Here is a 14431-nt window from a genome sequence, read left to right on the forward strand (position 1 = left end):
TTGCCCCGATGTTAGCAGATGCGCATGCCCGCACGCGGCGCGGTTTTAGAGTTGTTCCAGCGCGATCAGTTCGGCCACGGTCTGGCGGCGGCGGATCAGGCGCGACGGGTGTTGATCATCGGCGCCATCGACCAGGTATTCGGCCGCATGCGGACGGCTGTTGTAGTTCGACGACATCGACGCGCCATACGCGCCCGCGCCTTCGAAGACGACGTAGTCGCCCACCTGCGCTGCCGGCAGCTGCCGGGTTTCCACCACGCCGCCATCGCGCTGGGTAAACACGTCGCCCGATTCGCACAGGGGGCCGCCGACGACGGTGGCGCGCTGCTCATCGAGCGCGCGGCCGTCGTGTGCGATCACCGACATTTCATGGTAGCTGCCGTACATGGCGGGGCGCATCAGTTCATTGAAGCCCGTATCGAGCAAGGTGAAGTGGTTGCCGCCCATTTGCTTGGTGGCGCGCACTTCGGCCACCAGCAGGCCCGCGTCGGCCACGAGGAAGCGGCCCGGTTCGATTTCCAGGTGCACGGGGTGGCCCAGGTGCGCCTCAATCTGCTTGCGCGCCGCATCCCACAGCTGGAAATAGTGGTCCGTGTCGACGGGCTGCTCGCCTTCGCGGTAAGGCACGGACAGGCCGCCGCCGGTGGAAATGGCTTCCAGGTCGTGGCCCATGTTTTTCACCAGGTCGACCATGGTGCCGCAGACGGTTTCCAGGTGGCTGTAGTCGACACCCGAGCCGATGTGCATGTGCAGGCCCACCAGGTGCAGGCCATGCGCGCGGATGACGGCCAGCGCTTCGGGCAGCTCTTCATGCCAGATGCCGTGCTTGCTGTTTTCGCCACCCGTATTGGTCTTGTTGCTGTGGCCATGGCCATAGCCGGGATTGATGCGCAGCCAGACGCGGTGGCCGGGCGAAACGGGGCCCAGCTGGCGCAGCATGTCGACGGAGCCGCAGTTGACTTCAATTTTTGCCGCCGCCACGCGCGCCAGTGTGGCGCGGTCGAACAGGTCGCAGGTGAAGACCACGCCGGCGGCGCCATTCGTCTGCGCCGGCGTAAAGCCAGCCTGCAGCGCGCGCTCGATCTCGCCCAGCGAGACGGCGTCCACGTGCACGCCCGCTTCGCGCATCAGTGCGAGCAGATGGATGTTCGAATTGGCTTTTTGCGCGAAACGCACGGTGTCGAATTGCGCCAGCTGCCCGATGCGCGCGCGGATGGTGGCGGCGTCATACACCCACAAAGGTGTGCCGTGTTCCTGGGCGAGTTGGGCGAGGGTGGCGTCTGGCACTGGTTTCATGGTGGTGGTCTTTATTATGTGATGGGTGGTGTCGGCGGTGGTGTCGGATTACGCGGGCTTTGCCCGCTAATCCAACCTGCGTGCCGAGTATGATGCGGGTTTTCTTTGTAAACATAAAATATCCATTTAAGCTGACCTTATTCATTTATGATATGGGTATGACCATCTCATTGCGCCACATCGAGGTTTTTCGGGCCATCATGACGACGGGCAGCGTGACGGCTGCCGCCGCCATGTTGCACACCTCGCAGCCCACCGTCAGCCGCGAGCTGGCACGCCTCGAGCACTTGACGGGCCTGACCCTGTTCGAGCGCGAACGGGGGCGGCTGCGCCCGACGGCCCAGGCGTTGCAGCTGTTCGAGGAGGTGCAGCGCGCGTATTTCGGCCTGGAGCGCATCGTCAGCACGGCCGCGGCCCTGCGCCAGTTCGACCAGGGGCAGTTGTCGATCGCCTGCCTGCCCGTGTTTTCCCAATCCTTGCTGCCGCAGGCGTGCAAGCGCTTCGTCGGCGATTTTCCGAAGGTGAGCATCAGCATCACGCCGCAGGAGTCGCCGCTGCTGGAAGAATGGCTGTCGGCGCAGCGCCACGATATCGGCCTGACGGAAGTGGGCAATGCGCCGCCGGGCACCGCGCTGGCCACCTTGATGTCCGTCGATGAAGTCTGCGTGCTGCCCGACGGTCATGCGCTCGCCGGCAAGGCGGCGCTGCAGCCGGCCGATTTCGCGGGCCAGTCTTTCATCAGCCTGGCCGCCGTCGACCCTTACCGCCAGCAGATCGACGCCATTTTCGCGCAAGCGGGTGTGGAACGGCGCATGGCGCTCGACACGCACAGCGCCGCCTCCGTCTGCGCCATGGTGCGCGAAGGCGTGGGCCTGGCCATCGTCAATCCGCTCACGGCCCTCGATTATGCGGGGCAGGGCTTGCAGATCCGCCGCTTTGCCGTGTCCCTGCCGTTCACGGTGAATCTCGTGAAACCCTTGCACCGGCCCTTGTCGCAGCTGGTGACCCTGTTCGAGCAGGCGCTGCATGCGCAGGCGGACGAGGTGAAAAGGCGCTTGCTGCAGCTGTGACGGCGCATGTGGAGCGGCGGCGGTCAACAGAGTAAAATGGCGTTTTACTTATTCAGGCCTGATTACTTCGATGACCACAACCGCTACTCCCGTCCGCACCCGTTTCGCTCCCAGCCCGACCGGCTACCTGCACCTGGGCGGCGCCCGCACCGCTTTATACAGCTGGGCGTATGCCCGTCACTTCGGCGGCACTTTCGTGCTGCGCATCGAAGACACGGACGTGGAGCGCTCCACGCCGGAAGCCGTGCAAGCCATCATCGAAGGCATGAAGTGGCTGGGCCTGGACCACGACGAAGGCCCGTTCTACCAGATGCAGCGCATGGAACGCTACCGCGAAGTGGTGGCGCAGATGCTGGCCGAAGGCACGGCATACCATTGCTACTCGTCGCCGGAAGAAGTCGAAGCGATGCGCGAGCGTATGCGCGCCGCCGGTGAAAAACCGCGCTACGACGGCACCTGGCGTCCGGAACCGGGCAAGACCCTGCCTGCCGTGCCAGCGGACCGCAAGCCCGTCGTGCGCTTCAAGAATCCGCTCGATGGCGACGTGACGTGGGACGACGTGGTCAAGGGCACGATCACGATCTCGAACCGCGAATTGGACGACCTGGTGATCGCGCGCCCGGACGGTACGCCAACCTACAACTTCTGCGTCGCCGTCGACGACTGGGACATGCAGATCACCCACGTGATCCGCGGCGATGACCACGTCAACAACACCCCGCGCCAGATCAACATCCTGCGCGCCATCGGCGCGCCGCTGCCGCTGTACGGTCACCTGCCGATGATCCTCGGTGCGGACGGCGAGAAGCTGTCGAAGCGCCATGGCGCCGTCAGCGTGATGGATTACCCGGCGCAGGGCTTCCTGCCGGAAGCGATGCTGAACTACCTGGCGCGCCTGGGCTGGAGCCATGGCGACGATGAAGTGTTCTCGACCGAGCAGTTCTGCGAGTGGTTCAACCTGAACCACCTGTCGAAATCGGCGGCCCAGTTCAACAATGAAAAACTGGCCTGGCTGAATAACCACTATATCAAGCAGGCCGACAATACGCGCCTGGCCGACCTGGCGCGCCCGCAAATGGTCGCCGCCGGCGCCGTCTTCGAAGGCGCGCCGGACCTGGCGCAAGTGCTGGGCATGATGAAAGAGCGCGCAAACACGGTCAATGAGCTGGCTGCCGCTTCGATGCTGTTCTTCCGCGAGCCGCAGCCGGAGGCGGAACTGGCGGCGCAGCACATCACGGATGCCATCAAGCCCGTGCTGGCGCAGTTCGCCGAGCGCATCGCCACGGTGGAGTGGAGCAAGGAAGCCGTAGCCGCCATGATCAAGGAAGTGCTGGCCGCCAACACCATCAAGATGCCGCTGCTGGCCATGCCTTTGCGCCTGATTCTGACGGGCCAGTTGCAGACGCCGGCCATCGACCAGGTGGTGGTGATCTTCGGCCGCGAAACCGTGCTGGCGCGCCTGGCAAAGTGGCTGTAATCGCTGCTCTGAAATACGCGCTGGAATAGCCGTAAAAATAGCGTGCGGAAACCGCTCCTATGAAAAGTTGCTCATAGACGAAAAAGGGTATTTGCAGAGTGAAACTTCTTTGCTATACTCTTGTTTCTGCACCAACGGGGGTATAGCTCAGCTGGGAGAGCGCTTGCATGGCATGCAAGAGGTCAGCGGTTCGATCCCGCTTACCTCCACCAGCAGCAACGATGTTGCTTGTTGAAGTGGTGCAGATGTTGTTAGGAAGTTCTGCGGTCCCCATCGTCTAGAGGCCTAGGACATCACCCTTTCACGGTGAGTACAGGGGTTCGAATCCCCTTGGGGACGCCAGGTAGTTGTGGTATAGTAGTGGCAGTTGTTTGTACTGATTGTTGTAAGTTCAGGCCCGTAAAAACGGAATCTGAATGGAAAGCAAGTAGTGGAACAAAGTCGCCAAGTGCGGCTTTTATTATTTCTGCGCCCGGGGGGGTATAGCTCAGCTGGGAGAGCGCTTGCATGGCATGCAAGAGGTCAGCGGTTCGATCCCGCTTACCTCCACCAACAGCGCAGAGGTAAAGAAGTAAATGCAGTGCCAAGGTCCCCATCGTCTAGAGGCCTAGGACATCACCCTTTCACGGTGAGTACAGGGGTTCGAATCCCCTTGGGGACGCCAGTTTCGGCTGGTGTTGTGAGTAGTAAAAAGTAGTAGCAGTGTTTCTGCGCCCGGGGGGTATAGCTCAGCTGGGAGAGCGCTTGCATGGCATGCAAGAGGTCAGCGGTTCGATCCCGCTTACCTCCACCAACAGCGCAGAAATCACGTGATGATCAAAGTCGCCTTGGGCGGCTTTTTTTATTTGCGTCAGCGCTTTCTTCGCCAGGGGTTAGCTCCCGCAAACCTCCACCAACAGCGCAGAAACAGGCAGTGAATAAATCAAAGTCGCCTCGAGCGGCTTTTTTACTTCCGGGGTACCTATCGCCATACCCGACAGGGGAGTGTGGCGTAGGTCGGATTAGCGTAGCGTAATCCGACAGCACCATCTTCTGAAGCCAGCATCCGTATCCATGCCGCCTCCACCAACAGCGCAGAAATCACGTGCTCATCAAAGTCGCCTCGAGCGGCTTTTTTTATTTGTGGGTTGCTTTTCGCCATACTCCTCGGGAAGTGTGGCCAAGCTGTGAGCGCGCTGGCATGGCATGCAAGACGTCAGCGCTTGGCTCGCGCTGATGTCCATGCAGGGGTTGCTGGAAGTCGAGGTGGACAGCGGGCGGCGCATGGCCGGCATCTGTCAGCGTTCTCTTATGCTGCCCAGCGGTCGCGACAGATCGGCAGTGAAGTCGACATATTGGCTGGAAAGCCCGCGTAGCTGGTCGAGCAGTGGACGGTTGTCGCCGCGCCGCCACTGAAAAGAATAGATTACCGGCGCTGGCAGTTCGGCGGCGGCGAGCGGGAGCAGCAGACCCTGATCAACCAGCTTTTGACTCCAGCCAGTGGGCAGTATGCCGATCCCGACAGAGGCAATCAGCATGCCGGCAATGGCCCCCCAATTATTGCAACTTATGCGCTCAACGGCAGCGATGCCGTGAGCCAGTAGCCAGTCATCAATCAGTCGCGTGGTGCCAGCTGACGGCGGCAAGGCAACGATAGGCTGTCCAGCGCCAAGTAAATCGGCGGCACCACGCAGGCCAGGCGGGCTGTCAGATACAGCCAGGGTCGGCGCGGCAAGCCAGATGAATTGCGCTTGGCTGACTGGTTGCGACAGGATGCCGTGGTGCGATGAGCGTCCGGCAATGATCGCAAAATCGAGCTCGCCCTTGGTGACACGGCTTTCCAGAACCGACCCCACGTCGACATAGGGTTCGAGCGTCAATTTGGGGTGCAGTGCCCGCACTTGCGCAATGAACTGCGGTAGCCAGGTCAGCGCGCTGAGTTCGCCAACACCAAAAGTGCAGCGGCCAACGAGCCCGGCAGAAGGTGCGAAGGCGGTACGTATTGCGGCGGCGTCATCGAGCAGCGCCAGCGCGCGCGGCAGCAATGCCTGGCCTGCATCGCTGAGTACGGCGCGGTGGCCACTCCGGTCGAACAGATTGATGCCAAGCGCTTCCTCCAGTTCTGAAATGCGCTTGGAGAGAGACGATACGGACAAATGCAGGCGTTCGGCGGCGATCGCAAAGTTGGCGCAGGTGGCGGCCCAGTAGAACGCTTCGAGCTGCTTTAAAGTCATCGACATCACTTGTTCTCTTTTTTCGAACTTAATTGTACATAATTTTTCGCTTTTATCTAAATTGCGCTTGATCAAAAATGCTTGACAGGGCAAATCGCGTCGGTGCCAGGCGCTGGGTGGGGCGGCTTATGCAGGCCCTCGTCCTTCGCCAAAGTGATGCTGGTAGCAGTGAAATGACGAGTTTGCTATTTTTTGAGAGGCGCAATGAACAAGAAGCGTTATGCAGTTATCGGCGGGGGGATTAATGGCCTCGCAGTCGCACGTCAGTTATTGTTGGATTTTCCCGAAGCCACGGTGGTGCTGTTCGAAAAGGAGGCGAGTGTCGCCAGTCATCAGTCCAGCCACAATTCGGGTGTGGTCCATGCCGGTCTGTACTATGAGCCGGGCGGGCTCAAGGCGCGGCTTTGCAGGCGCGGGGGCGAATTGATTGGCAACTATTGCCGCGACAATGCGATTCCCTACGACGAGTGCGGCAAAGTTGTCGTCGCGCTACAAGAGGAAGAGTTGCCTCGCCTGCAAGCGATTTACCGGAAAGCGCAGGCCAACGGTGTGCCTGGCGTGCGGCTGATCGGCTCGAATGAGCTGCGCGAAATCGAACCCAACTGCATCGGCCTGGGCGCCTTGCATTCACCGAAAACGGCGATTGTCAGTTACGGTCAAATCGCGGCCCGAATCGCCGATGAAATCAGGGAACGTGGCGGGCGCATTTGTCTGAATTCGCCGGTTGGGCGCCTGCTTGAGCAAGGCGGCGAAGTACGGGTCGAACTTGCAGACGGAGAGGTCTTCGATACGGTATTCGATCAGGCAATTGCCTGCGCGGGTTTGCAGTCGGATCGCCTGGCGGAGCGTTCGGGCGATCAGGACACGCCACGCATCGTACCGTTCTTCGGCCAGTATTACGTGATCGACGAGGCTTTCAAGTCGCATGTCAAAGGCTTGATCTACCCGGTGCCGGACCCGCGCTTTCCTTTCCTCGGGGTGCATTTCACAAAGCGCATCGACGGACAGATGACGATCGGCCCGAATGCCTTCATATCCTTCGGTCGCGAGAACTATGACGGCCGCAGCATGAACCTGGCCGACATCTTCAATTTTGCCAGCTACCCCGGCTTTTGGAAGTTTGCTGCCCGTAACCTGCCGGCGACGCTTCGGGAGCTGAAGACTGTGGTCAGCGAGGCGAGCTTTGTCCGCGAGGCGGCGCGCTATGTGCCGACGCTTGCCTCGGTCGGTATTGTTCCGGCGGTTCGTGGGATCCGTGCCCAGGCAATGGAGGCCAATGGTGCGCTGGTTGACGATTTCGTGATTCGCCAACACGGCAACATTACCCACATCCGCAATGCACCGTCACCAGGGGCGACATCGTCGCTAGCCATTGCCGAATACATCGTGCGTGAAGTGATGAGGCGCTAAGTTTGCGTGGCGGACAACGTGCGGTTGTCTGTCGCTCCCCAGTCGGCCCCAACTCGAACGCTCTAGGCGAAAAAGAAAAAAATTAATTCATGAAGGAGACATTTTGAACATTCAAAAAACGGAACAGGAAACCCCGGCACAGACAAAAAGTCGTTTGCGCAAAGTGGCGGCAGCGACCATCGTCGGCTCAATGCTGGAGTGGTATGACTTTTATCTTTACGCGACGATGGCGTCGATTGTCTTCAGCAAGGTCTTCTTCGATACCTCGGACCCGGCGACTGCATCGCTGCAAGCCTTTGCCACCTTTGCCATCGGCTTTGTGGCGCGACCGATCGGCGGCCTGTTCTTCGGCTACTTCGGCGACCGCTACGGGCGCAAGAAAATGTTGTTCGTGACTTTCTGTATGATGGGCTTGTGCACGACCGCCATTGGCCTGGTCCCGTCCTACGCCAGCATCGGCGTCTGGGCCCCCCTGTGCCTGGTGCTGATCCGCATTGTGCAGGGCCTGGGCGCCGGTGCTGAACTGGCGGGGGCGGCGGTAACTTCCTACGAACATGCGGCCGACAACAAGAAGGGGCGACAAGGTGCGTGGCCTGCATTGGGGCTGAACCTTGGCCTGTTGCTATCGTCGCTGACCGTTTATCTGCTGACCATCAACGGCGACAAGTTTTTGCTTGCCGGCGGTTGGCGCATTCCCTTCATCCTCAGTTTCGTGCTGGTACTGGTTGGGCTCTGGGTGCGTGGGAGTCTGCCGGAAACGCCAGAGTATCACCACTGCGAGGAAAGTCATCGCCAGAAGCGGCCGTTCCGCGAATTGTGGAAAACCAATCTGAAGGGCCTGGGCGTCGTCTTCTTTGTCGCCATCGGTTACAACGCACTGAGCTATGTCTTCAAGACCTTCTCGCTGGCCTACCTGACCCAGTTCAAAGGTATTTCGGCCAGCGTGACATCGCTATCGGTGACACTGGCCAGTCTGGTCGCAATCTTTACCGTCCCGCTTTTCGGCTATCTGTGCGACAAGTTCAGCAGCAAGAAACTGCTGATCGCCGGCGGCCTGCTGTCAGCATTGTTCGCTTACCCGTTCATGCAGTTGCTGGACAGCGGCGAGAACAGGCTGATTTACCTGGCGCTGATCATCGGCACCGGGGTGCTGGCGCCGATGATGTTCGCCCCACAAGGCTCTTTCCTCAGTCGCCAGTTTGCCGTGCAAAACCGCTCGACGGGGGTCGGTTCGGGGCGTGAAATCGGCACTGCCATCGCCGGCGGTATTGCCCCGTTGTGGGCGTTATCAATGGTTGCCCAGTCTGCGACTCGTGATACGAGCGCAGTGGCCTTGATGCTCACGTGCTCCGGAGTGATCGTCGCATTGGCGGCATACTTCGATCAAGGTTATCGCTTCAGCCATTACAAGAACTGATGCTCAAGGCGGCGGGGCATGAGGCTTTCCTTTTGCTAGTCTGGCTGCTGTTGCTGAGAGCCTCACCTCGCCCGCGCGGCCGATCGATTGCACATTGCACAATCACCGCCGGGAACGGTTTTCTACATGGCTTTCCTGCGCTCTTTTTCATGGGAAGAGGGAAGTGGCATAAGATGGAAAATAAAACTCCCGGCAGTTGATTTCGTGAATCACCCCATGCTATACTTCGCGCACGCTTTTTTGAGGGGCTAAGCAAAGCCTTCAACGAAGAGTCCGCTGAGAGTAAAGCCAGCACAGGTCCCCATCGTCTAGAGGCCTAGGACATCACCCTTTCACGGTGAGTACAGGGGTTCGAATCCCCTTGGGGACGCCAGCATTTCGTTGTAAAGTAAGAGTGCAGTGCTGAACGGGCCTGACGAGTCAGGCTTTTTTTGTTTCTGCGATATTGCTGCAGTACCGGGTCAGGATGCAAAGTAGTGCATTCAGGACAGATTTCTGTCCCCATCGTCTAGAGGCCTAGGACATCACCCTTTCACGGTGAGTACAGGGGTTCGAATCCCCTTGGGGACGCCAGATTCGCAAGCAGTGAGCAAGTAAAGTAACAGGTCGGGATGCAAAGCAACGCATCCAGGACAGATTTTCTGTCCCCATCGTCTAGAGGCCTAGGACATCACCCTTTCACGGTGAGTACAGGGGTTCGAATCCCCTTGGGGACGCCAGACCGGCTGAATCAGCCAACAACAAAGCCGCCTGGTAACAGCGCGGCTTTTTTGTTATTGGCCGCCATGCCCACGTTTTTCTCTTCCCGTTGACTATGCCATTACCTACCGATCGCGCGCCATCTCTTGCCATCTTCTGCAAAGTCGTCGACAACTACGGCGATATCGGTATTTGCTGGCGCCTCGCGCGGCAGTTGAGCGGCGAGCATGGCGTGGCCGTCACCCTGTGGGTCGACGATTTGCCCAGTTTCCGGCGCATCTGCCCTGAAATCGACGTGGCGGCCGAGGCCCAGCAGGTGTCCGGCGTTGCGGTGCGCCACTGGCGTGGCGAGGATGGCGCGTTTGCGCCCGCCGACGTCGCCGACATCGTCATCGAGTTTTTTGCCTGCGACATTCCTCCTGGCTATATCGCCGCCATGGCGCAGTGTTCGCCGCAGCCCGTGTGGCTGAATCTGGAGGGACTGACGGCGGAAGAGTGGGTCGAGGGCTGCCACGCGCTGACGTCGCCGCGCCACGGCATGATCAAGCATTTCTTCTTTCCCGGTTTTACGAATAAAACGGGCGGCCTGCTGCGCGAAGCGGCACTCGACGAGCGGCGCCTGGCGTTTCAGGCCGATGCGCCCGCCATGGCGGCATTCCTCGGGCAATTCGGCGTGACGGCGGCGGAGATGCCGGCCTTGAAGGTGTCGCTGTTCTGCTATCCATCGGCTCCCGTCGCCGAGCTGTTCGCCGCCTGGCAGTCAGGCGATGGGCCGGTGACCTGCCTGGTGCCGGAAGGCGTCGCGTTCGACGCCGTTCAAGCGTTTATCGGCGACGATGCGGCGGCGTCTGGTGCGGCGCGCACGCGCGGCGCGCTCACCGTGCGCGTGCTGCCCTTCGTGCCGCAGGACGATTACGACCGCCTGCTGTGGGCTTGCGACGTCAATCTCGTGCGCGGCGAGGATTCCTTCGTGCGCGCGCAATGGGCGGGCCAGCCGTTTCTCTGGCATATCTACTTGCAGGATGAAAACCTGCATCACGTGAAATTGCGCGCCTTCCTGCAGCGCTATGCTGTGGACGCGGACGGCACCATTGACAGCCTGGTGCAGGCGGCGCTGGCCTGGAATGGCGCCAGTGCGGACACCTTGCCGTGGTCGCAGCTGTGGTCCGCCTTGCAGGCCGATCTGCCGCGCATCCGCGCGCGCGCGCAGGCATGGCAGCGGCAGATGCAGGCCAATGGCGATCTGGCAAGTAACTTGCTGGCGTTCGCCGGCGCGACGAGATAGGCGCTTGCCCAAAATTAAGGTAAAATGCCCGGTTATTTCTAACGTATTTTTAACCGATCAAACGCAAGCTTGCGGCGCTGATGGCGCACAGGCGGCAGATGGTCTTCATGCAACCCACTTTTTACGTACATTCCTATGAAACCCGCAAAAGAAATTCGTGTTGGCAATATCATCATGGTCGACAGCAAGCCAATGATCGTGTTGCGTTCTGATGTCAACGGTTCGAGCCGCACGGGCTTCACCTACAAATGGAAGATGAAAAATCTTCTGACGAACACCCCGATGGAAAACGTGTTCCGCGGCGACGACAAGTTCGACGTGGTTGTTCTGGATAAAAAGCCAGTGACGTATTCGTACTTCGCCGACCCGCTGTTCGTTTTCATGGACACCGAGTACAACCAGTACGAAATCGAAGAAGAAAACCTGGGCGATGCACTGCATTACCTGAAGGATGGCATGGAATGCGAAGCCATTTTCTACGACGGCAAAGCTATCTCCGTTGAACTGCCTACGACCATCGCCCGTCAAGTGGTGTACTCGGAGCCTGCGGTCAAGGGCAACACCTCGGGCAACGTCCTGAAAGAAGCCAAGATCGAAAACGCCATCGACGCGCACCGCCACACCGTGCAAGTGCCGCTGTTCGTGGCACAGGACGACGTCATCGAAATCGACACCCGTACCAACGAATACAAGCGTGTCGTGCGCAACTGATTTGCGCCAGTGCTTGACCATCAAGAAACGCTGCCTTCGGGCGGCGTTTTTTTTTTGCTTGAAAAATAATTCCTTTCAACAACAATTGTGTTGCAAGGACTGCTATGCTACGGCTAGCACATTATTGCGTTAGAAACACTGAGGTTTCCTGGAGATACGATGCAGCGCAGTCAGATGTTACGCAGTGGCGCGTCCCGGGGCGTGTCGCGCCCCGTACTGGCCCGTGCCACGGCGCCCGCCAGTCCCATGGCCCATTTGCTCGACGCAGGAGTCTTGCCGCAACAGCAGATGATGCAGGCAGGCAAACTCAGTTCGCATGCGCTGACGTCGCAGTACCTGGCGCGTATCCGCTCCCTGTGCAGCATCGGCGCGCGGGCCTATGCCGGCATTGAAATCAATCCCGACGCGCTGAAAATTGCCCTGGAAATGGACCGCGAGCGGCAGGTGTACAAAGTGCGTGGCCCCTTGCATGGCATCCCCATCGTCTTGCGCGACAATATCGCCACGGGCGACCGCATGAAGACGCGCACGCAGGCACCCCTGGCCACGCATGCCAGCTGCGATTCCTTTGTGGCGGCGCGCTTGCGCGCGGCCGGCGCCGTCATCATCGGCAAAAGCAATTTGCGCCAGTGGGCCGCCGTCAGCGTGCCGCATGCCAGTGCCAGCTGGGCTGGCCTGACCATCCTGGCCGTCGACAGCGCGGCGGACGGTTCCATCGTCGCGCCTGCTTCAAATTGCGGCCTGGTCGCCATCAAGCCCACCGGCAGGGCCGCTGGCGGGCAGGGCGGTGAGCCAGCCACGGCAGGACCGATGGCGCCCAGCGTGCGCGAGGCTGCCTGGCTGCTCGCCGCCCTGACGGGCGAGCGCCTGGCCGATGGCTTGACGCTCGACCTCGCCGGCTTGCAGGGGCGCCGCATCGGCGTGGCGCGCAGCCTGTTCGGCCTGTGCGCCGGGACCGATGCCGTGATCGAGCAGGCGCTGCTGGTGTTGCGCGAACAGGGCGCCGAACTGATCGAGCAGCCGCCCGCGTCCGGGTCTGGCGGCATTGAAACGCTGCTGCGTTCGCATGCGCTCGATGCGCTGGTGGGGCCGACCTGCCATGGCGTATCGCCGCAGTCCGACTTGCCGCATATTACGGTGCCTGCCGGCATGGTCGGGGGCTTGCCGGTCGGCTTGTCCTTCATCGGCCCTGCCCACGGCGACATGCCGCTCATTGCGATGGCGTATGCCTACGAGCAGGCAACCTTGCACCGGCGCACGCCCGCACTGCCATCGAGCATCACCCTGGCGCTGCGTTGACCATGATGATACTTTTCGTTTCCCATCGATAAACTATGCTTGCAAACTTGCTGTTGAGCGCGGCCGTGGCCGCCACCCCGACTCCTTTCGATGCCGAGCAACTGTCCGGCAGCTGGTCCGACAGCGTGAATACGAATAGTGTGTGCGAAGAAGCGCGGCACTTTACGCGCATGCAGCTGTCTGACGATCGTCAAAGACTGGCGATCTTCAACGACCGTACGTGGAAAAGCAAGCTGGGCGAAACCAACCGCTTTGCCGCGACGGTGGTGGCGGAAACGGAACACAGCCTGACTTTGCGCTATGACAATGAAACCCGCCTCAATGCCGCAGGAAAACTGGTGGAATGGCAGTTGATCATCGTCGCGCCCGGCGTGTACCGCTGGCGCGAGACGGGCTGGCCGGAAGGCAAGGTCAACGGCGTGGTCGGCATCCGCTGTTCTCCCTGAGGCACGCGCACCAGCATGCCAATCTGCTATGCTTCCGGCATTACACTATGCTTTTAGGAGATTGCATGTCTGTACGGTTGCTTTTACCCGTGTTCCTGGGCGCCGCTGTGACGCTGGCCGCCGTGCCGGCACAAGCGCGTACGCCCAAACTGTCGCTGATCGAGCAGGCGCAAAGCTGCGATGGCGGTCATACCTGCCCGTATTTCCCCGATGTCTACAAGGCGGACTACGCTTTTCGCCAGGCCTTCAATGTGGGCTTGAAAAAGGCGGGCCTGAAGCGCCAGCGCTGGGTGCCGAATGGTGTGGCCAGCCCGCTCAAGCCCGTCGAGATCGACGGCAAGGCACGCCTGCTGAGCAGCGTCTGCGAACCGCACAATTGCGGCCACCACTATTCCATTTTGTACGACCCCGTCGCGCGCAGCATGACGGGCGTGTACATGGGCAGCGATGCCAAGGGCGGCTTGCGTGCCGTGTATTTCGGCGAGCCCAGCATCGCCGAAGCCGACTTGCTGTACAAGAACTGATGCACGCGCCGCTACGCATTTCCAGCGAACGCGGCGAGCTGGACGTGCCCATGATCCACCGCTACCTGAGCGAGCAGTCATATTGGAAGCGCGGCGTGGCGATCGAAACGGTGCGCAAGGGGATTGCCAACGCACTGTGTTTCGGCGGCTATGTGGACGGCCAGCAAGTAGCGTTCGCCAGGGTCATCACCGACTACACGGATTTTGCCTACCTGCGCGACGTGTTCGTGCTGCCGCTGTACCAGGGGCGCGGCTATGGCAGGCAGATGGTCGCCGCCGTGCTTGGCGATGCGCGCTTGCGCGATGTCGCCTGGATGCTGGGCACCGATGACGCGCATGGTCTGTATGCGGGCTTTGGCTTTGCGCCGCTGGAGGCGCCGGAAAAGTACATGCGCCGCCCCGCGCCATGAGAATTATCAAAACAACCTTTGAGTGTCAAGAGAACTATTAGCATTATTGTACGCAATAATGTTGCATTGATAATGACGTCGTGTCATTATGCGCGCTTTGCAGCGTGCAGTGCGTTGCTGGTGTTGTGCTTTGTCGTCGCCTCCGGGCGTGGACAAAGGTGGTGAGCGGTCCGA

12 protein-coding genes and 8 tRNA genes are annotated in these 14431 nt (G+C 60.3%); 18 read left to right on the top strand and 2 right to left on the bottom strand.

Going from position 1 to position 14431, the window contains the following annotated elements; genetic code table 11:
- Positions 1-45 precede the first annotated feature (45 nt).
- Entirely contained in the window at positions 46-1296 is a 1251-nt protein-coding gene (lysA, locus tag CBW66_RS14810) for a diaminopimelate decarboxylase (protein WP_086138859.1), read from the bottom strand.
- 158 nt (positions 1297-1454) lie between these two features.
- On the opposite strand from lysA, the gene CBW66_RS14815 reads away from it, so the two are divergent.
- From CBW66_RS14815 to CBW66_RS14845, 7 genes are all read left to right on the top strand, one after another.
- The gene (locus tag CBW66_RS14815; RefSeq protein ID WP_086138858.1) at positions 1455-2366 is read left to right on the top strand and encodes a LysR family transcriptional regulator; all 912 of its coding nucleotides are present in this window, start codon (positions 1455-1457) and stop codon (positions 2364-2366) included.
- Between the two features lie 70 nt (positions 2367-2436).
- Positions 2437-3843 (top strand): glutamate--tRNA ligase, encoded by a 1407-nt coding sequence (gene gltX, locus CBW66_RS14820; RefSeq protein WP_086138857.1) that lies wholly within the window; start codon positions 2437-2439, stop codon positions 3841-3843.
- A 136-nt stretch (positions 3844-3979) separates the two neighbouring features.
- Positions 3980-4055 (top strand) — tRNA-Ala (locus CBW66_RS14825).
- 54 nt (positions 4056-4109) lie between these two features.
- Positions 4110-4185 (top strand) — tRNA-Glu (locus tag CBW66_RS14830).
- Between the two features lie 134 nt (positions 4186-4319).
- Positions 4320-4395: transfer RNA gene (locus CBW66_RS14835), tRNA-Ala, on the top strand.
- Positions 4396-4431: 36 nt separating this feature from the next.
- Positions 4432-4507: transfer RNA gene (locus CBW66_RS14840), tRNA-Glu, on the top strand.
- Positions 4508-4560: 53 nt separating this feature from the next.
- Positions 4561-4636, top strand: a tRNA-Ala gene (locus CBW66_RS14845).
- A gap of 484 nt (positions 4637-5120) precedes the next feature.
- Here the strand turns inward: CBW66_RS14845 and CBW66_RS14850 are convergent.
- Positions 5121-6056 (bottom strand): LysR family transcriptional regulator, encoded by a 936-nt coding sequence (locus CBW66_RS14850; protein ID WP_086138907.1) that lies wholly within the window; start codon positions 6054-6056, stop codon positions 5121-5123.
- A gap of 204 nt (positions 6057-6260) precedes the next feature.
- Here CBW66_RS14850 and lhgO point away from each other — a divergent pair, with 204 nt between their 5' ends.
- From lhgO to CBW66_RS14905, 11 genes are all read left to right on the top strand, one after another.
- Positions 6261-7466: an L-2-hydroxyglutarate oxidase gene (gene lhgO / locus CBW66_RS14855; protein ID WP_086138856.1), complete on the top strand. Its 1206-nt coding sequence runs from the start codon at positions 6261-6263 to the stop codon at positions 7464-7466.
- A gap of 103 nt (positions 7467-7569) precedes the next feature.
- Entirely contained in the window at positions 7570-8883 is a 1314-nt protein-coding gene (locus tag CBW66_RS14860; RefSeq protein ID WP_230492199.1) for an MFS transporter, read from the top strand.
- Positions 8884-9180: 297 nt separating this feature from the next.
- Positions 9181-9256: transfer RNA gene (locus CBW66_RS14865), tRNA-Glu, on the top strand.
- A gap of 124 nt (positions 9257-9380) precedes the next feature.
- Positions 9381-9456: transfer RNA gene (locus CBW66_RS14870), tRNA-Glu, on the top strand.
- Positions 9457-9526: 70 nt separating this feature from the next.
- Positions 9527-9602, top strand: a tRNA-Glu gene (locus CBW66_RS14875).
- 95 nt (positions 9603-9697) lie between these two features.
- Positions 9698-10867, top strand: a complete 1170-nt coding sequence (gene earP, locus CBW66_RS14880) for an elongation factor P maturation arginine rhamnosyltransferase EarP (protein ID WP_086138854.1) — start codon at positions 9698-9700, stop codon at positions 10865-10867.
- 135 nt (positions 10868-11002) lie between these two features.
- Entirely contained in the window at positions 11003-11578 is a 576-nt protein-coding gene (locus CBW66_RS14885; RefSeq protein ID WP_070223695.1) for an elongation factor P, read from the top strand.
- A gap of 159 nt (positions 11579-11737) precedes the next feature.
- Positions 11738-12877, top strand: coding sequence for an amidase family protein (locus CBW66_RS14890; protein ID WP_086138853.1), 1140 nt, complete (start codon positions 11738-11740; stop codon positions 12875-12877).
- Between the two features lie 35 nt (positions 12878-12912).
- Positions 12913-13323, top strand: a complete 411-nt coding sequence (locus CBW66_RS14895) for a hypothetical protein (protein WP_139841680.1) — start codon at positions 12913-12915, stop codon at positions 13321-13323.
- Between the two features lie 65 nt (positions 13324-13388).
- Positions 13389-13847 (top strand): Ivy family c-type lysozyme inhibitor, encoded by a 459-nt coding sequence (locus tag CBW66_RS14900; protein WP_205701159.1) that lies wholly within the window; start codon positions 13389-13391, stop codon positions 13845-13847.
- A complete protein-coding gene (locus CBW66_RS14905; RefSeq protein ID WP_086138850.1) occupies positions 13847-14257 on the top strand; it encodes a GNAT family N-acetyltransferase in 411 nt (136 codons plus the stop codon). The genes CBW66_RS14900 and CBW66_RS14905 overlap by 1 nt, the downstream gene beginning before the upstream one ends.
- Positions 14258-14431 lie beyond the last annotated feature (174 nt).

The sequence above is a fragment of the Janthinobacterium sp. GW456P genome (assembly GCF_002127655.1).
Classification (GTDB): domain Bacteria; phylum Pseudomonadota; class Gammaproteobacteria; order Burkholderiales; family Burkholderiaceae_D; genus Janthinobacterium.

Excerpts from the sequence above, each read along its gene's own strand:
- CBW66_RS14900 (WP_205701159.1), top strand. The coding sequence starts at position 13,389 with ATGTCTGTACGGTTGCTTTTACCCGTGTTCCTGGGCGCCGCTGTGACG.
- lysA (WP_086138859.1), bottom strand. The coding sequence starts at position 1,296 with ATGAAACCAGTGCCAGACGCCACCCTCGCCCAACTCGCCCAGGAACAC.
- lhgO (WP_086138856.1), top strand. The coding sequence starts at position 6,261 with ATGAACAAGAAGCGTTATGCAGTTATCGGCGGGGGGATTAATGGCCTC.
- CBW66_RS14815 (WP_086138858.1), top strand. The coding sequence starts at position 1,455 with ATGACCATCTCATTGCGCCACATCGAGGTTTTTCGGGCCATCATGACG.
- CBW66_RS14895 (WP_139841680.1), top strand. The coding sequence starts at position 12,913 with ATGCTTGCAAACTTGCTGTTGAGCGCGGCCGTGGCCGCCACCCCGACT.
- CBW66_RS14885 (WP_070223695.1), top strand. The coding sequence starts at position 11,003 with ATGAAACCCGCAAAAGAAATTCGTGTTGGCAATATCATCATGGTCGAC.
- CBW66_RS14905 (WP_086138850.1), top strand. The coding sequence starts at position 13,847 with ATGCACGCGCCGCTACGCATTTCCAGCGAACGCGGCGAGCTGGACGTG.
- CBW66_RS14890 (WP_086138853.1), top strand. The coding sequence starts at position 11,738 with ATGCAGCGCAGTCAGATGTTACGCAGTGGCGCGTCCCGGGGCGTGTCG.
- CBW66_RS14850 (WP_086138907.1), bottom strand. The coding sequence starts at position 6,056 with ATGACTTTAAAGCAGCTCGAAGCGTTCTACTGGGCCGCCACCTGCGCC.
- gltX (WP_086138857.1), top strand. The coding sequence starts at position 2,437 with ATGACCACAACCGCTACTCCCGTCCGCACCCGTTTCGCTCCCAGCCCG.
- earP (WP_086138854.1), top strand. The coding sequence starts at position 9,698 with ATGCCATTACCTACCGATCGCGCGCCATCTCTTGCCATCTTCTGCAAA.